General features: G+C 67.9%; 13 protein-coding genes. 10 read left to right on the top strand and 3 right to left on the bottom strand.

Annotated features, from left to right (window positions below; all coding sequences use genetic code 11):
* Window positions 1-14: 14 nt before the first annotated feature.
* Window positions 15-476, top strand: a complete 462-nt coding sequence (locus BES08_RS02270) for a GFA family protein (RefSeq protein ID WP_069707596.1) — start codon at window positions 15-17, stop codon at window positions 474-476.
* A 241-nt stretch (window positions 477-717) separates the two neighbouring features.
* Window positions 718-2,175 (top strand): hypothetical protein, encoded by a 1,458-nt coding sequence (locus tag BES08_RS02275; RefSeq protein WP_069707597.1) that lies wholly within the window; start codon window positions 718-720, stop codon window positions 2,173-2,175.
* Here the strand turns inward: BES08_RS02275 and BES08_RS02280 are convergent.
* Together BES08_RS02280 and BES08_RS02285 are read right to left on the bottom strand one after the other, a co-directional pair.
* Window positions 2,138-2,818, bottom strand: a complete 681-nt coding sequence (locus BES08_RS02280) for an SDR family NAD(P)-dependent oxidoreductase (RefSeq protein WP_069707598.1) — start codon at window positions 2,816-2,818, stop codon at window positions 2,138-2,140. The two genes, BES08_RS02275 and BES08_RS02280, sit on opposite strands and share 38 nt — an antisense overlap.
* Window positions 2,819-2,965: 147 nt before the next feature.
* On the bottom strand, window positions 2,966-3,445 hold the full coding sequence (locus tag BES08_RS02285) for a peroxiredoxin (RefSeq protein WP_069707599.1): 480 nt from the start codon (window positions 3,443-3,445) through the stop codon (window positions 2,966-2,968).
* Between the two features lie 320 nt (window positions 3,446-3,765).
* On the opposite strand from BES08_RS02285, the gene BES08_RS02290 reads away from it, so the two are divergent.
* Together BES08_RS02290 and ahcY are read left to right on the top strand one after the other, a co-directional pair.
* Complete coding sequence (locus tag BES08_RS02290; RefSeq protein ID WP_008829669.1) at window positions 3,766-4,278, top strand: hypothetical protein; 513 nt, start codon at window positions 3,766-3,768, stop codon at window positions 4,276-4,278.
* A gap of 132 nt (window positions 4,279-4,410) precedes the next feature.
* Window positions 4,411-5,820, top strand: coding sequence for an adenosylhomocysteinase (ahcY, locus tag BES08_RS02295; protein ID WP_008829668.1), 1,410 nt, complete (start codon window positions 4,411-4,413; stop codon window positions 5,818-5,820).
* 100 nt (window positions 5,821-5,920) lie between these two features.
* Here ahcY and BES08_RS02300 read toward each other — a convergent pair whose 3' ends face one another.
* A complete protein-coding gene (locus BES08_RS02300) occupies window positions 5,921-6,235 on the bottom strand; it encodes a helix-turn-helix domain-containing protein (protein WP_008829667.1) in 315 nt (104 codons plus the stop codon).
* A 471-nt stretch (window positions 6,236-6,706) separates the two neighbouring features.
* Between BES08_RS02300 and BES08_RS02305 the strand changes: the two genes are divergently transcribed.
* Genes BES08_RS02305 through addA form a run of 6 tightly spaced genes read left to right on the top strand, consistent with a single transcriptional unit; the run spans window position 6,707 to window position 17,688 of the window.
* Window positions 6,707-9,058: a PAS domain-containing sensor histidine kinase gene (locus tag BES08_RS02305; protein WP_069707600.1), complete on the top strand. Its 2,352-nt coding sequence runs from the start codon at window positions 6,707-6,709 to the stop codon at window positions 9,056-9,058.
* Window positions 9,059-9,071: 13 nt separating this feature from the next.
* The gene (gene tsaE / locus BES08_RS02310) at window positions 9,072-9,518 is read left to right on the top strand and encodes a tRNA (adenosine(37)-N6)-threonylcarbamoyltransferase complex ATPase subunit type 1 TsaE (protein WP_069707601.1); all 447 of its coding nucleotides are present in this window, start codon (window positions 9,072-9,074) and stop codon (window positions 9,516-9,518) included.
* The gene (locus tag BES08_RS02315; protein WP_069707602.1) at window positions 9,515-10,513 is read left to right on the top strand and encodes an aminoglycoside phosphotransferase family protein; all 999 of its coding nucleotides are present in this window, start codon (window positions 9,515-9,517) and stop codon (window positions 10,511-10,513) included. The genes tsaE and BES08_RS02315 overlap by 4 nt, the downstream gene beginning before the upstream one ends.
* Window positions 10,510-11,229 (top strand): nucleotidyltransferase family protein, encoded by a 720-nt coding sequence (locus BES08_RS02320; protein ID WP_069707603.1) that lies wholly within the window; start codon window positions 10,510-10,512, stop codon window positions 11,227-11,229. Before BES08_RS02315 ends, BES08_RS02320 begins: the two co-directional genes overlap by 4 nt.
* Complete coding sequence (locus BES08_RS02325; protein ID WP_069707604.1) at window positions 11,222-14,197, top strand: PD-(D/E)XK nuclease family protein; 2,976 nt, start codon at window positions 11,222-11,224, stop codon at window positions 14,195-14,197. The genes BES08_RS02320 and BES08_RS02325 overlap by 8 nt, the downstream gene beginning before the upstream one ends.
* A complete protein-coding gene (gene addA / locus BES08_RS02330) occupies window positions 14,194-17,688 on the top strand; it encodes a double-strand break repair helicase AddA (protein WP_069707605.1) in 3,495 nt (1,164 codons plus the stop codon). Before BES08_RS02325 ends, addA begins: the two co-directional genes overlap by 4 nt.
* Window positions 17,689-17,691: the final 3 nt, after the last annotated feature.

Consider the following 17,691-nt stretch of genomic DNA (forward strand, 5'->3'; position numbering starts at 1 on the left):
CGCGGAGAGGCGTCATGGGTCATGCGCAGGTACTCGAGGGCGGTTGTCGCTGCTCGCGCCTGCGCTTTCGCCTGACGGCGCCTCCGCTGATCGAGGGGCTGTGCCACTGCACCGGCTGCCAGCGAATGACCGCCAGCGCCTTCTCCACCACGATCTCGGTGCCGGTGCAGGGCTTCGAGGTCGTCACCGGCGAGACCGAGATCGGCGGCATCCACGGCGACGAGGCGCATCACCATCACTGCGTCTGGTGCAAGTCCTGGGTCTTCACCCGCGTCGATCCGTCGATGGGATTCGTCAACGCGCGCGCCACGCTGCTCGACGATCGTTCGGTGTTCACCCCCTACATCGAGATGCAGGTGGCGGAGAAGCTACGGTGGGTGGAGACGAAGGTGGAGCGTCGCTACGACCGCTTTCCGGAGCTGGAGGAATATCCGCAACTGATCGCCGACTATGCAGCGTGGCGGGCGGTGCGGTAATTCCGTGGCCCACCACGTTTCGTCATTGCGAGCGTAGCGAAGCAATCCAGGGCGACGTAACACTGCCCTGGATTGCTTCGCTACGCTCGCAATGACGAAAGCAGGGGGTGGCGGCGCGGTCGGTCGAAGGGGAGCTACGCGCGGGAGACTTCCTTCCGCGAAAGATTGCGCTTGAACGCCGCCGCGCCTGCGGCCAGAGCCGCTGGCATCCGGTGAGGGCAGGCCGGAGGCGGACAGGCAGATGATCGAGCAGAATAACGGGGCATTTCAGGCAAGACCGGCGCGCGTTCGCCTGCTGCTGGCGCTCGTCCCCGCGGTGACGTTGCTGGTCCTGCTGCTGCGGCCGGTGTGGGACGTCGATATCTTCTGGCAGCTCAAGCTGGGCGAACTGATCGTCGATCGCGACGGTCCGGTGCCGACCGAGCCTTTCGCCGCGCTCCATGCCGGAGAACCGCTGCCCGCCGTCGCATGGGCCGGGCAGGCGGTCATGGCGACGGTGCGGCGGATCGGCGGCTGGGACCTGCTGCGCGTGTTCGACGCCTTGTGCTGGCTCGGCGGCTTCTGGGCCGTCGCCGCCGCATGCCGCTGGAAGGGCGCTAGTCTGCAGGCCGTGATGCTGGCGCTGGCGCTGGTCTTCGTCGCGGCGCTGCCGACCGCAAGCGTGCGCCCGCAGAGCTTTGCCTGCCTGTGCTTCGGGCTGCTGCTCGCGCTGCAGCGGCTGGACTTGCGGCCGCTGCCGATGGTGGCGTTGGGTCTGCCGGTGCTGATTGCGTGGCAGAACCTGCATCCTTCGGTGAGTGTCGCGGTGGCGGCGCTGAACCTTGCCGCCGGGGCCGGATGGTATCGCTGGACAACCGGCCGCGCCGCCGCTCGTCCATGGGGGCTGAGCGCCCTCGGCGTGCTTTCGGTGGCGGCGATGTTCGCCACGCCCGACGGCGCCTCGATACTCGCGACCTCGGCTGCCAACGCGCAGGCGAGCATAGCCATCGGCGCGAGCGAGTGGTTCCCGATCTGGACACCCGCCAACTACGCCAATGCCCTGCCGGTGCTGGTGGTGACCGTGCTGACGCTCTGGCTGATCGTGCGTCGGGGCGGGTGCGTCGATCTGGCGGAAATCGCCGTCGTCATCGGCCTTTCGGTGATGACGCTGACGGCCTATCGCTTCGTGCTGTTCTGGGCGGTGGCGATGGTGCCGGTGATCGCCCGCGCTGCCGGAAAGGAGGGCGCGAAACCCGCCCGTTCGGAATGGCTGACGGTGCTGGCTCCGCTCGCGCTCGTCGCTGTGGTCACCCCGCTGCTCGCCCCGACCCGCTTCGCGCCGACCCTGCCGCTGAAAGCGGTGGAGCACTTGCGCAAATTCGGAGTGCGCGGGACGGTCTACGGCGATTTCCCGTTCGGCGGCGTCATCATCGACACCGGCTACCCGGACTGGAAGGTCGCCTACGACGGCCGCTACTACCGCTACGCGCGCGAGGAATGGCAGTACAATGGCGGGATCGAGAACGGCATCGTCCCGCTCGTCGACGTCGTGCACAAGTGGAACCCGGCCGCCTTCGTGCTCGACGATGACCATAATGCGCCGCTCGCCGAGGCACTCGCCCGCAGCCGGGCATGGCAGCGGATCTATGCAGGCGAAGGCATCGTCGTCTACGTGCCGCGCATCATCCGCCGCGCGTCACCGGGATCAGCGCCCCGCTGATCGCCCGCGCCTGTGCCGAGGCGAGGAACACGATCACATCCGCGATCGCCGAGGGCTGCACCCATGTCGCAAAGTCCGCGTCCGGCATGTCGGCGCGGTTGGTCGGCGTGTCGATGGTGCTCGGCAGGATCGCGTTGACGGTGACGGCGGTGCCGGAAAGCTCCTCGGACAGCGCCTCGGTCAGCCGGTGGACGCCCGACTTCGACGCGGTGTAGGCACCCATGCCGGCCGCCGCCTTCCCCGCCGCGCCCGCACCGATGTTGACGATCCGGCCCGCTGCGGAAGCCTTGAGCGCGGGCAGGGCGAGCTTGGTGATCGTCGCGCCGGTCAGCAGGTTCATCGCCTGCATCTTCACCCAGGCATCGATCGAGCCGTCCTCCAGCGTCTCCCAGGTGAAGCCGCCCGCGACGTTGACCAGCACGTCCACCCCGCCATGCGCCGCCGCGACCGTGTCGAGCGCGGCCTGGGTGGAGGCCGCATCGGTCAGGTCGACCCCGCCGATGTCGAGCGCGCCGTCCAGCGGCTCATGCGCGGTCTTCGCGAAGTCCACGCGGGCGACCTTGTCTCCCGCCGCAGCGAAGGCCTGCGCCACTGCCTGCCCCAGAACCCCGAAACCACCGGTGACGATAACCGAGCGCGCCATGATCTAACCCCTGAAATGAATTGTTCGCACAAGTGCTACCCGCGCACCCCGCCAAGGCCAAGGTACGAGGCCATTCCACCGCCCCGCCGATACGAAAAGGGCGCCCCTCCGCATGGAAGGGCGCCCTTTTGCCGATATGTCTCAGCCTCAGAGCTGGCCGAGCATGTGCTCCGCCGAGCTGACCTCGAACGAGCCGGGCGCCTCGACGTTGAGCTGCTCGACCACGCCGTCGTTGACGACCATCGAGTAGCGCTGGCTGCGCGTGCCCATGCCGAAGCCCGAACCGTCCATGGTCAGGTCCACCGCCTTGGCGAAGTCGGCGTTGCCGTCAGCCAGCAGGGTCACGTCCGATGCCTCGGCGGCCTTGCCCCAGGCGCCCATCACGAAGGCGTCGTTGACCGAGGTGCAGACGATCTCGTCGATGCCCTTGGCCTTGAACTCTTCCGCCTTGTCGACGAAGCCGGGCAGGTGCTTGGCCGAGCAGGTCGGGGTGAACGCGCCGGGAACCGCGAAGAACGCGACCTTCTTGCCCGCGAAGTATTCGGAGGACTGCACCGGCTCGGGGCCGCTTTCGCCGACCTTGATGAGCTTTACGTCGGGCAGCGTGTCGCCAACGGAGATGGCCATGGCATTCGTCCTTTCATGACAGCAAAACGGCTTTGCCGCGCAGATATAGGCCGAGCGCCCGGATGGGCAACGCCGCACCTGCGGGAATTTCGATTCGCGCCGTGAGCCGGGCGCCGAGCAAGGCGTGTCGCGGCGGCGTCCGGGGATACGTTCACTCATGCTCTCAAAGGGCGTCCGATGTGGTCATTCGTGATCGTTCAACCGGCCATTTTGCGGGGATTTTCATCGTGAAAATGCGTTAACCGTGGTTCTTCAGATCGCGGTATGCAATCGATGACATTCCCGTTCGGTCAGGCGATTTGCCTGCGGGGAACAGGGCAATGATCAGGATCGGAATCAAGCGGCCGTGGCTGGCCGTGACACTCGCGTGCGGGCTCGGTGCGGCAACACCGGCACTCGCGCAATCGGCAGTACCGGAGGCACCTCATACCGTCGTCGCACCGCCGACGGCTCGCCCGAGCGAGGCGCAGAAGCTGCGCCGCATGGACATCATGCTGATGGTGACCGGCCTGCGATGCCGCACCACGGCGGACGACTTCATGGAGGACTACGGCAAGTTCACCAGCAGCCACATGTCCGAACTCAACGAGGCGAATGCCCAGCTGCGCGCCGAACTCGGCGATGCCGCCGACGCCTCGGGCGGGCCGCTCGACCGCATGAGCGTGGTCATGGCCAACGAGTACGGCGGCGGCCATCCCTGGCTCTCGTGCCACCAGTTGCGCTCGATCACGCAGGGACTCGCCACGGTGCAGGGCCGCGCAACGCTGGTGGAAGTCGCGGGGCAGCTCTTGGAGCGCCAGCCGCCCATCCTCATGGCTCTGGCCATGCGTTGAACAGAACATATAAAGCTATCTTTATATTTGCCTCGCTGATGCGGAGCGGGTAGGGACGCGGCAGTACCGGCGCCGCTCGCGGGTGGTTTTCCGCGCGCGGCGCCGGCGTGACGCAATCTTCAGGAGTCCCACGTGGCCACCACCCCCGACTACGCCATCACCGACATCGGCCTCGCCGACTTCGGCCGCACCGAAATCGCCATCGCCGAGACCGAAATGCCGGGCCTGATGGCGCTGCGCGAGGAATTCGGCGCGTCGCAGCCGCTTAAGGGCGCGCGCATCACCGGTTCGCTGCACATGACGATCCAGACCGCCGTGCTGATCGAGACTCTGGTGGCTCTCGGTGCGGAAGTGCGCTGGGCCACCTGCAACATCTTCTCGACGCAGGACCACGCCGCCGCCGCCATCGCCGCCGCCGGTATCCCGGTCTACGCGATCAAGGGTGAATCGCTGGCCGATTACTGGGACTATGTCGGCAAGATCTTCGACTGGTCGAGCGAGGGCAATCCCGACCTCACCGCCAACCTGATCCTCGACGACGGCGGCGACGCCACGATGTTCGCCCTGTGGGGCGCGCGCGTCGAAGCGGGCGAGACGCTGTTCGAGCCGAGCAATGCCGAGGAAATCGAGTTCGTCCGCGCGCTGAACGCCTTCCTCAAGGCCAAGCCGGGCTACCTGACCGCTTCGGTCAAGGCGATCCAGGGCGTTTCGGAAGAGACCACCACCGGCGTTCACCGCCTCTACCACCTCGCCAAGGACGGCAAGCTGCCGTTCCCCGCGATCAACGTGAACGACAGCGTCACCAAGTCGAAGTTCGACAACCTCTACGGTTGCCGTGAATCGCTGGTCGACGCGATCCGCCGCGCCACCGACGTGATGCTGGCCGGCAAGGTCGCCTGCGTCGCCGGTTTCGGCGACGTCGGCAAGGGCTCGGCCGCTTCGCTGCGCAACGGCGGCGCCCGCGTCCTCGTCACCGAGATCGACCCGATCTGCGCGCTGCAGGCCGCGATGGAGGGCTACGAGGTCGTCACCATGGAGGACGCGGTTTCGCGCGCCGACATCTTCGTGACCGCCACTGGCAACGAAGCCGTCATCACCGGCGAGCACATGGCCGCGATGAAGGACAAGGCGATCGTCTCGAACATCGGCCACTTCGACAGCGAGATCCAGATCTCGGCGCTCGACAACTACGAGTGGAAGGAAGTGAAGCCGGGCACCGACCTCGTGACCTTCCCGGACGGTAAGCAGATCATCGTGCTCGCCAAGGGCCGCCTGGTGAACCTGGGCTGCGCCACCGGCCACCCCAGCTTCGTGATGTCGGCCAGCTTCACCAACCAGACGCTGGCGCAGATCGAACTGTTCACCAAGAACGACGCCTACAAGAACGACGTCTACGTGCTGCCCAAGCACCTCGACGAGAAGGTCGCCGCGCTGCACCTCGAAAAGCTGGGCGTGAAGCTCACCAAGCTTTCGAAGAAGCAGGCCGACTACATCGGCGTGCCGGAAGCGGGTCCGTTCAAGCCGGACCACTACCGCTACTGATCACGGTTTGATGTCGATGCAGAAGGGGGGTCTCTTTAAAGGAGGCGCCCTTTTTGCGTTCCGCAGTCATTCGAGGTGCAAAAGCCTAAATAATGGCTGATCAATTCTTACATATGAATACGGTGAACGGTCCGATGTCATCAAGGCGGACGAGTGACATCGCGCGGGGTAAACAATCTCCCGGCAAACGTTCGGATTGGTCCACCTGGAGGTGCGCCAACGCGAAATCGCGCGCGGCCTCCTGCCGATTGTTCTTTCCCATACGCACAATGGCTTCTCGCAGGTGATTATCCACCGTCGATGGCGAAAGATCGAGTTGCCGGGCGATCTCCTTTGAGGTCATCCCCTGATTTACCAGGGCCAGGCACTGGCTTTGCCGGCGTGTCAGGCCGTTGTAGCCGCGGTTGTTCGTCATTACCCATGGGGTTCCCTTATGATTTTGGGAACATTGGAAATTTTTATCCGTGAGACACAGTGAAGATTTATTAACTGTTCCATCAAAATGAAAATTCTCTTTTGATGATATAGTCTTATTTCGATTGCCTAGTTATTTTGCCTATTCATTTGGGCAGCCGCAGGCTTCGACGCCGTACCATGCTTTCTCCATATTGTGCGTGGCGATCGGCGGATTGGCCATAGCTCCGGAGGGGTAAGGAAAGGCGGGGGCGTCTTCCTGACCTGCTATCCGTGGGAATCCACTTTCCCACCCGCCCTAACCTGTCGCCGATAATTTTCGTGAATGTCACGCATGATGGACGGGAGGGGCTTATGACGGTGTCGTAAACAAGAGGGCGTGAACGTCGATCCGTCGGCCAACCCGCGTATCTACCGCTTTCGCGCCATCCCCCATTGTCAGGGCCATCCGCGCGCATCATAGCCTGTGGCGATGGAATTCTCGCGTTTCCTGCCTCTCCTGATCGGCCTGCTGCTCGGCGCCTGGACGATTGCCGCAGCCTGGGCGGTGCTGTCCGCGCGTTCGCGCCAAAACCGCGCCGAGGCGCAGTTGCGCTCCGCCCGCCGCCTCGGCCGCATGGTCGAGGAATCGCCCGCGCTCCCGTTGCTGGTGCGCACGGACGGCCGGATCGAGGCTTCTCCGCGCCTCGCGCAGTGGCTGGGGCTGGACGAAGTGCCGCAGTTCCTCTCCGAACTGGATGGAAATGATCGCGGCCTGCCCGCCGAGAAACTCGCCGAACTGACCGAGGCCGTTCGCCGCTGCCAGAAGACCGCCGCGCCGTTCCGCATGGCGGTGACGCCGCATGGCTCCAGCCGCAGCCTTGCGCTGCGCGGGCACCTCGCCGACCCGCAAGTCTCGCCCGGCGGCGCCGCACTGGTCTGGGTCTTCGACTTTTCCGACAGCGAGACCGAACTCGTCCGCCTGCGTGACGAAGCCGCCCGCGCGCGCGGTGACTTCCACGCGCTCGTCTCGCTGATCGAGGCCGCGCCGATGCCGATGTGGTTCCGCCGCCCGGATGGCGAACTGCAACTGGTCAACCATGCCTACGTCGCCGCCGTGGGCGCCAAGAACGCAGACGACGTGGTCGTCAAGGGCATCGAACTGATCGAATCGGTCGATGGCCTCGCCCCGGGACAAGTCGCCCGGAAGGCGGCTGAAAAGGGCATCCCGATCGAGCGCATCGTCTCGACCACCATTGATGGCCAGCGCCGCGCCCTGCGCGTCAGCGATTTGCCGCTGGGGGACGACGGCGTCGCGGGCTACGCGGTGGACATCGAGGATCTGGAGGAGATGTCGCGCTCCTTCCGCGCCTTCCGCGAGGCGCAGCGGGCCTTGCTCGACCAGCTTTCCGCGGGCGTGGCGCAGTTCGACGCCAAGCGGCGGCTCGCTTTCGCCAACCAGCCGTTCCAGCGCCTGTTCAAGCTCGACGGGCGTATCCTCGTCGATCCGCCCGCCTTCGAGCGCCTACTCGATGCTGCGCGCGATGCGGGCCGCGTGCCCGAGGTGCGCGACTTCCCAGCATGGCGGCGCGAGAAGGCGGGCTGGTTTTCGGCAGGCTCGACGCAGGAGGAAAGCTGGACGCTCGCGGACGGCACGCACTTGCGCATCGTCGCCCAGCCGGTCCCTGATGGCGGGCTGCTGCTGATCGTCGAGGATCGCACCGAACAGCTGCGCCTTTCCGCCGTGCGCGACACCCTGCTGCGCACCCGCACCGCCACGTTCGACAGCCTGTTCGAATCGGTCGCGGTCTTCGCGCCCGATGGCCGCATGCAGATATGGAACCGCCGTTTCGCCGCCGACTGGGGGCTGGAGAGCGAATTCCTTGACACCCATCCGCATGTGGAAGCGCTGCTCAAGAAGATCGCCTCGCGCCTCAAGCGCCCGGTCGAGGCGGAAACCGTGGGCAACGTCGTGCGCGCCGCGACGCTCGACCGCGCGCAGACGGGCGGGCGCATCGGCCTCGCCGACGGGCGCGTGCTGGAATATGCGGGCGTGCCGCTGCCGGACGGCAATGGCCTGCTCGCGGTGCTCGACATCACCGATTCGATGAAGGCGGAGCAGGCCCTGCGCGAAAGCAATGCCGCGCTGATCGAGGCGGATGCGATCAAGACCCGTTTCCTCGCCAACATGAGCAAGGAACTGCGCACGCCGCTGACCTCGATCGGCGGTTTTGCCGAGATGCTGGACCTCGGCATCGGCGGCGACCTCAACGATTCCGGGCGCGACTATGTCGGCTCGATCATCGAGGCGTCGCAGCAACTGGGTGATCACATCGACAGCCTGCTCGACCTGTCGCAGAGCGAGGCGGGCCTGCTGCCGCTCAAGTTCGAGGAAATCGACCCGATGCCCTTCGTGCGCTCGGTGGTCGAGGAACGGGCAGGGCGGTTGCAGAAGGCGGGCCTCACGCTCGACCTGCAGGCCAAGGGCCTGCTGCGTCCACTGGTGGCCGACCGGCGAAGGCTGGCGCGGGCGCTGGGGCACATCGTCGACAACGCCATCGCCGCCTCGACGCGCGGCGGGCGCATTCTCGTCCAGCTTTCGCGGCGCAAAGCCGGAGAGGGGGATGCGATCCAGATCCTCGTGCAGGACAAGGGAGCCGGAATGGACAGTCGCACGCTCGCCCGCGCGCTCGACGGGATGAAGGTCAGCGCCGACGGCAAGGTGGAGAGCCGCGACGGCCTCGGCCTGCCGCTCGCCCGCCAGTTGGTGGAGGCGCACGGTGGCAGCCTGCGGCTCGAATCGGAGCCGGGCAAGGGCACCAGCGCGCTGATCGAACTGCCATGAGAGGAACATTGGCATGAGATTGCCGCTGCCAGACCTCGCGGCGATGGACGCATGGGGCCGCAAGCTCGCCGATGCGCTGCTCCCCGGCGACGTGATCGCACTGACCGGCGGTCTCGGCGCGGGCAAGACCACGCTGGCGCGCGCGATCATCGCCGGGCTTGGTCATGAGGGCGAAGTGCCGTCACCCAGCTTCGCGATCATCGAGCCTTACGACCCGCCTGCCGTCCGCCTGCCGCTGGTTCACGCCGACTTCTACCGCCTGAACCATCCCGACGAGGCGCAGGAGATCGGCCTCGACGATTACCGCGAGGGCGCGGTGCTCATCGCCGAGTGGCCCGATCACGCGGGCGGCTTCGCACATGAGCCGGGCTGCCTCTCGATCACGCTGGAAGTTGTCGAGGACGGTCGGATCGCCATTGTCGAAGGCGGGGCGGATTGGCTAGGGCGTATACCTGTATGACGCTCGAACACGCGAACTTTCCCGAGGGCCTTGATGCCTTTCTCGCCGCCGCCGGTTGGGGAGGCGCGGCTGTCGAGCCGCTGCCGGGCGATGCCTCGTTCCGCCGCTATTTCCGTATCCGCAGTGTCGATGGCGCCACTGCGATGCTGATGGATGCGCCGCCGCCGCAGGAGGACATCGGCCCGTTCCTGCGCGCCGCGCACTGGCTCGACGACAACGGCCTGCGCCCGCCGCGCATCCTCGCGGAGAAGCCCGACAAGGGCCTCATCCTGATGGAGGACTTCGGCGAGGCGCGCATGCGCGATTATCTCGACCAGTGGCCAGCGGACGAAGCGGCGGTCTACTCCGCCGCGATCGACGCGCTGGCGAAGCTGCACCAGCTGCCCGCCGGGCCGTTCCTCGATTACTCGCTGGCGGAATATATCCGCGAGGTGAAGCTGTTCATCGACTGGTACTGCACCGCGCAGAGCCTCTACGTCGATGCCGCAGGCTTCGTGAGCGCGTGGGAGCAGGCGCTCTCGCCGCTGCTGCCGCGCCAGCGCCCGGGCGTCACGGTGCTGCGCGACTATCATGCCGAGAACATCATGCTGCTCGGCAGCCTCGAGAAGCAGGGCTTGCTCGACTTCCAGGACGCGCTGGTCGGTCATCCGGCCTACGACCTCGTCTCGCTGCTGCAGGATGCCCGGCGCGAAGTTGCGCCCGAGCTGGAGGCGCAGATGTTCGATCGCTACGTGCAGAAGACGGGCACGGACGTCGACACTTTCCTCGCCGATTACGCGCGGCTCGGCGCGCAGCGGAACGCCAAGATCGTCGGCATCTTCGTGCGGCTGTGGCGCCGTGACGGCAAGCCGCGCTACCTCGACCTGATCCCGCGCGTCTGGGCGGCGATGGAGCGCGACCTTGCCCATCCCGCGATGGCGCCGGTCGCGGCATGGTTCGACGCCAACATCCCCGCCGCCTTGCGCGAGGCGAACGGCGGGGAGTTCGCCCGATGAAGCCTCTCGCCAGCGACACCGCGATGGTGCTCGCCGCAGGGCTGGGCAAGCGCATGCGCCCGCTCACCGCCACCCAGCCCAAGCCACTGGTGCGCGTGGCGGGCAAGTCGCTGATCGACCATGCGCTCGACAAGCTCGGCAATGCGGGCGTGACGAAGGCGGTGGTCAATGCGCACTACATGGCCGACGCGCTCGAAGGCCATCTCAAGGTCCGCAAGATCGCGCCTGCCGTCACCCTGTCCGACGAACGCGAACTGTTGCTGGAAACCGGCGGCGGCATGGTCAGGGCGGCCGATCTGCTGCCCGATCCGTTCTTCTGCCTGAACAGCGACAACATCTGGCTCGACGGCCCGCAGGACGTCTTTGCCGAACTCTCGCAGGCCTGGGATGCGGAGCGGATGGACGCGCTGCTGCTGATGGTGCCGCACACCCGCGCGCTCAATTATCGCGGCGAGGGCGACTTCCACCTCGATCCCAATGGTCGCGTCTCGCGCCGCCGTCAGGGGCGGGTGGCGCCGTTCATCTACACCGGCATCCAGCTCGTGTCGAAGCGCCTGCTGCGCGATGCGCCCGAGGGCGCGTTCTCCACCAACATCCTGTGGAGCCGCGCGATCGAGGAAGGTCGCCTCTACGGCATCTCGCATCAGGGCCTGTGGTTCGAAGTGGGCGAGCCCGCCGCCATCAGGCCGACCGAGGAATGGCTGACCCGTGCCTGACCGGACGGGTCCGAAAGTCTACTCCATTGCTGCGCATCGTGGTTTCGCCGACGCTCTCGTCGCCGGGCTCATCCCGCGCTATGCGAAGGATGAGATCGCCCTCGCGCGGCTGACGCTGCTGCTGCCGAGCCGCCGCACGATCCGCACGATGACCGAGGCTTTCGTGCGTCATTCGGGGAGCGGCATGTTGCTGCCGCGCATGGTCGCGGTGGGTGATCTCGATCTCGACGAAGCGCTTGGGCCATTGCTCGATCCGCTGGGCGCGGCGGACATCCCGCCCGCCGCCGACCCGACGCGCCGCTGGCTGCGCCTTGCGCATCATTTGCGTGAGGTGGAGGGCGATGCTGCGGGAACCGGGGCGGCATTGCTGCGCCGCGCCTTCGAGATCGGCCGCACCATGGACCGCCTGCTGGCCGAGGAGATCGCGCCGATCGACCTGATGTCGGAGCGCGTCATCGGCATCGTCGGCGATCTTGCCGGGCACTGGAGCGACAATACCCGCAGCTTCCTGATGGTGCAGCAGCACTGGATCGCCGAGTTGGCCGCGCGCGGGGAGATCGACGCACCGGACCGTCGCAATCGCCTGTTCGACCATGCCGCCGCGCGCTGGCGGGAAGAGCCTCCGCCATATCCAGTCATCGCCGCCGGTGTCACCGGCGCCTCGCCCGCGCTGGCGCGATTGCTGCGCGTGGTCAGCGAGATGCCGCAGGGCCTCGTCGTCCTGCCCGATCTCGATTTGTCGCTCGCCGACGAGGTGTGGGAGGAACTGGGCGTCGCCGGCGCTCCGGCCGAGGTCGGTGAGCCGCCTTTCGCGCGCGGCGATGCGGTGACCCATCCGCAATACCATCTCAAGCTGCTGCTGAACCGGATGGGCATTGCGCGCGGTGAAGTGCAGCCGTGGCACCGCTCCGGCCTTGCCGCCGCGCCGCCCGAGCGCAGCCGCGCGATCTCCAACCTGTTCCTGCCGCCGCGCGCTTCCGCCGCATGGGTCGATCTGCCGCCCGAGCAGCGCCGCCTGAGCGGTGTGCGTCTGATGGAATGCACGCATCCCGGCGAGCAGGCGCAGGCGATCGCCGTGCTCATCCGTGAGGCGCTGGAGACACCCGAGCGCCGCGTCGCGCTCGTTTCGCCCGACCGGGGGCTGGCGGCGCGAGTCGTCAGCCATCTGGAGCGCTGGGGGATCGAGGCGGATGACACCGCCGGTCGCCCGCTGCCGCAGACCGCCGCTGGCCGCCTGCTGCTGCTTCTGGCCGAAGTCGTCGCCGAGCAGGCCGCGCCGGTGCCGCTGATCGCGCTGCTCGTCCATCCGCTGACTGGAGCCGGGCCGGGCCGCCCGCGCTGGTTGGAGAATGCCCGCAAGCTGGACCTCGAATTGCGAGGGCCGCGCCCCGGGGCCGGGCTCGCTCCGCTGGCGGCCAGGGCAGAAGGCGCGAAGCTGGGTGAATGGTGGGCCGGGATCGAGGCGATCCTGACGCCGCTGTTCGCGCTCGGCGAGACGGAGCCGCTGGACCGTCTGCTGGGCCTCATCGCCGCCGCCGCCGAGGCGCTTTGCGGCGAGGCGCTGTGGGGCGGGGCGGACGGCCGCGCGCTCAGCGCCTTCGTGGAGGAACTGCGCGGCGCAGCGGGCGCGGCAGGCACGCTGCTGGACCCGCGCGAGATCAATGCGGTGCTGCGCGATGCGATGGACCGCGTCTCGGTGCGTCCGCCCTGGGGCGGGCATCCGCGCGTCTCGGTCTACGGCCTGCTCGAAGCGCGCATGAGCCGTGCCGATCTGGTCATCTGCGGCGGTCTGGTCGAGGGCGTCTGGCCGGGGACGGCGGCGCAGGATGCGCTGCTGCCGCCCGCCGTGCTGCGTGCTCTGGGCGTGCCCGGCGCGGACTTTCGCATCGGCCTTTCCGCGCACGACCTTGCTGCCGCGCTCGGCGCGCCCGAGGTGGTGCTGAGCTGGGCGCAGCGGGACGAGGGCGGTCCGGTGATCCCCTCACGCTTCGTGCTGCGCGTGCGCGCGATGCTGGGCGACCAGCTGGAACGCCACATCGAGGGCGAGGCCGTGCGCCTCGCCCGCCTGCTCGACGATGCGGCGCCGGTCGCGGCGCATCCGCGCCCGCAGCCGATGCCCTCGGCCGAGCAGCGCAAGGTGGACGTCTCGGTCACCGGGCTCGACCGGCTGCGCGGCGATCCGTACCAGTTCTACGCCAGCGCCATCCTCGGCCTGCGCAGCCTCGACGGTCTGGATGCCGAGCCGAGCGCGGCGTGGAAGGGCGAGGTCGCGCACCTGATCATGGAGCGCTGGCACAAGGCAGGTGAGCCGGCTGGCGGCCTCCATGCCATCGCGCAAGGCGTGCTGACCGAGCAGAACGCCCACCCGCTGATGCGCGTGCTGTGGTGGCCGCGCCTCTCCGCTGCGCTGGAGACGTTCGAGACGATGATCCTCGATGCCAAGGCCACGGGCCGCGAGGTCGTTGCGGTCGAGAAGTGGGGCGACATGCGCCACCGCGACGTGCGCATCCACGGCCGCGCCGACCGCATCGACCTGCGCGAGGACGGCAGCCTTGCCGTGGTCGATTACAAGACCGGCCAGCCGCCGACGGGCAGCCGCGTGCAGGAGGGCTTTGCGCTGCAGTTGGGCCTGATCGCGCTGATCGCGAGGGACGGCGGCTTCGAGGGTGTCGAGGGCGTGGCGGATTCGTTCGAATACTGGTCGATGGCCAAGGGCAAGGACGGCACGATGGGCTACATGTTCGAGCCGGTGCTGGAAGGCCGCAAGAAATCCGGCATCCCGCGCGAGGACTTCCTGCCCGAGACGCTGCGCTACCTCAATGACGCGCTCGACCGCTGGATTCTCGGCGAGGAAGCCTTCACCGCGCGGCTGAACCCGGAACTGGGCAGCTATGCCGACTACGACCAGCTCATGCGGCTGGACGAATGGATCACCTCGCTCGGCAACAGGCCGGAGGGCGCAGCATGAGCGGCCCGGCTACCGTCCATCCGCTTCACGGCAACCAGATGCTGGCGGTCGATCCGCAGGAGACCGTGTGGCTTTCCGCCTCTGCCGGGACGGGCAAGACGCAGGTGTTGTCCTCGCGCGTGCTGCGGCTTTTGCTGCAGCCGGACGTCGATCCCTCGCAGATCCTGTGCCTGACTTTCACCAAGGCTGGCGCGACCGAAATGGCCGCGCGCATCAACGGTACGCTGGCCGAATGGGTGCGGCTCGGCGAGTTCGATCTGCGCGCGCGCCTTGCCGCGATCGGGGCGCTGGCGAGCGACGAGAACCTCGCGCGGGCCCGCACGCTGTTCGCCTCGGTGCTCGACAGTCCGGGCGGCGGGCTGCGGATCGACACGATCCATGCCTTCTCGCAATGGCTGCTGGCGACGTTTCCGCTGGAGGCCGATCTCATTCCCGGCAGCCGCCCGATGGAGGATCGCGAGCGCGACCTTCTGGCGCGGCAGGTACTGGCCGACCTGCTGGTCGATGCGGAGGGTGGAAATCCCGCCTTGCTGCAGGCGGTCGAACAGCTTTCGCTGCGCCATGGCCCCGATGCGGTGATGGCGTTCCTGCTGCGCTGCGCTTCGGCGCGCGAGGCGTGGTTCGGACCTGGCAGCTGGCAAACGGGCGACATGCGCGGCAACGTGCTGCGGCTGCTGGGCCTGCCGTCCGATGCGGATCAAGCCTCGCTGGCGGCGCGGTGCGAGGATGCGGCGTTCGACGTGCGATCGCTGCGGCACTGCATGGCGGTCAACGCCGAGTGGGGCACCAAGACCGGGCTTGGCGCGGTCGATGCGATCAGCGAATGGCTGCTCGGCAACGGGGCGCAGCGGCTGGACAGCCTCGACGCGCTGGCGAAGGAGTTCCTGACTCAGAAGAACGAGCCCAAGGCCAGCAAGTCGCAGGATAAGCTTGACCCGGGCTATGCGGATTCCGCCGCACGGGTGATTGAGTGCATCCTTGAGATCAGAGCGATGCGTGCGCTACTGGCGCTGGCGGATCGGCTGGTCCCGGCGCTGCGGCTCGGCCGTGCCTTCGCGATGGCCTGGGATGCGGCCAAGCAGCGCGAGGGGCTGATCGACTTCGACGACCAGATCCGCCGCGCCGCCGATCTGCTGGCCAACCAAGCGCAGGCGGACTGGATCCGCTACAAGCTCGATCGCCGGTTCGACCATATCCTCGTCGACGAGGCGCAGGATACCAACGCGGCGCAGTGGGACATCATCTTCGCGATGGCGGGGGAGTTCTGGGCAGGGCTGGGCCAGCACGAAGACCTCATGCGCACGCTGTTCGTCGTGGGCGACTACAAGCAGGCGATCTTCCGCTTCCAGGGCACCAGCCCGGAGAACTTCCGCCGCGCCGCCGAGCGCGTGCGGCGCGAGATGGGGCAGGCGGCACAGAACGCCGAAATGCTGCGCGACAGCTTCGCGCCGCCCGAGTTCCGGGAGTACGGCCTCGACCGCTCGTTCCGCACGGCGCAGACGGTGCTCGACTTCGTGGACCGGGCCATCGCCGGGATCGGCCACGCAAACTTCGGGCTCGACCGTCCCGCCGATCCGCACCAGGGGCAGGAACGACCGGGCTACGTGGCGCTCTGGCATCCGGTCAGCGATGCGGCCGATGCCGAGGACGACGAACTGCCGGACGAGGAAGGCGCTACGCCCGACTGGCTCTCGCGCCCCGACCGCCAGATGGCGGAGCGTATCGCGCTGCAGGTGCGTGACTGGCTGGACGTGCAAGGACCTGGCTTCACTCTGGTCAAGGGCAACCCGCGCCGCGCGCAGGCGGGCGATATCATGGTGCTGGTGCGCCAGAGGAAGGAACTGGCCGGGCTGATCGTCGCGCGGCTCCATGCCGCCGGGGTGCCGGTGGCGGGCGTCGATCGCCTGCGCCTCGGCGCGCCGCTGGCGGTGAAGGATCTCGTCGCGGCGCTGCGCTTCGCGGTGCAGCCGCTGGACGACCTCAACCTTGCGGCGCTGCTGGTCTCGCCGCTGGTCGGGTGGAGCCAGGAGCAGCTTCTGGCCCATGGCTACCGCGAGAGGCACACGCGGCTGTGGGAGCACTTGCGCCGTTCGCGCGAGCCTGAGGTTGCGGCGGTCATGGACCAGTTGGGCGAGGTGCTGAAGCGCGCCGACTATGCGCCGCCGCAGGACTTGCTGCAGTGGCTGCTGGTCGGCCCGTGGCAGGGGCGGCGGCGGCTGGTGGCCCGGCTGGGCTCGGAAGCGAACGATCCGATCGACGAACTGGTCAATGCCGCCAAGGCTTATGCCGTCACTGATACGCCGAGCCTTGCGGGCTTCCTCGCGTGGTTCGACGCGGGCGATGGCGAGTTGAAACGAGAGGCGGACAATGCTGCGGGCCTCGTCCGGGTGATGACGGTGCATGGTTCGAAGGGCCTGCAGGCGCCGATCGTAATTCTCGCCGACGCGACGAGCAACCCGGACAATGCGCGCGAACGGGGCATCGACTTGCCCGATCCCGCCAACGAGGCGCGCGCGATCCCGCTGCCGCCACTCTCGAAGGACGAGAAGCAGGGCCGCATCGCCGCGCGGCTGGACGAGGGCAAGCGGGCGGACGAGCAGGAGCACTGGCGCCTGCTCTACGTAGCGATGACGCGGGCGGAGGAGGCTCTGTTCGTCGGCGGGGCTCTCACCAGCCGCGACAAGGGGGAGCCTAGTCCGAAGAGCTGGTACGCGAGGTTGCGGGCGCTTTTTCCGGCCGAGGCAGAAGTCGGCGATCCAATATGGGGTGCACGCTGCGAGCATGGTCAGCCCGCCGCTCCGGTTCCGGTCAAGGCTGGAAAGCAAGGTGGTGGACCGATGCTCGACCTGCGTGAGCCGCTGCCGCGCTGGCTGGAGCGCGGGCCGCCCGCCGAACCGCGTCCGCCGCGCCCGCTCGCACCATCTTCGCTGGGTGAGGAGGACGCGCCCGATCCGCCGTTCCCGCCCGGTGCCGGCCGCGATGCAGCGCGGCGCGGTACGCTGGTCCACAAGTTGCTCGAACGCCTGCCGGACGTGGCTGCAGCGGTGCGTGAGGATGCCGGGCGAGGGTGGCTGGCCCGCCACGCCGTCGATCTTGCACCGGCGGACCGTGAAGCCCTGCTGGCCAGCGCCCTCACGGTGCTCGGCAATCCGGAGTGGGCGGACCTGTTCGGTCCCGACAGCCTTGCCGAAGTGCCGGTCGCGGCGGTGGTCGGCGGGCAGGTGGTTGCGGGCACGATCGACCGGCTGGTGATCGAGCCGGGCCGCGTGCGTCTGGTCGATTACAAGAGCGCGCGGCGGCCGCCCGATAGCTTGCAGGCGGTGCCGCGCGGCGTGCTGCGCCAGATGGGCGCTTATGCCGCCGCGCTGGAAGCGACCTTCCCGGGGCGGACGGTGGAAGTCGCGCTGCTTTACACGGCTGTCCCGCGCCTGATCGCGGTTTCCGCCGAGGTGCTGGCGGCGCACAAGCCCGTCTTGGAGCCGCGCGAGTAATGC

It is taken from the genome of Novosphingobium resinovorum (assembly GCF_001742225.1).
Lineage (GTDB): Bacteria > Pseudomonadota > Alphaproteobacteria > Sphingomonadales > Sphingomonadaceae > Novosphingobium > Novosphingobium resinovorum_A.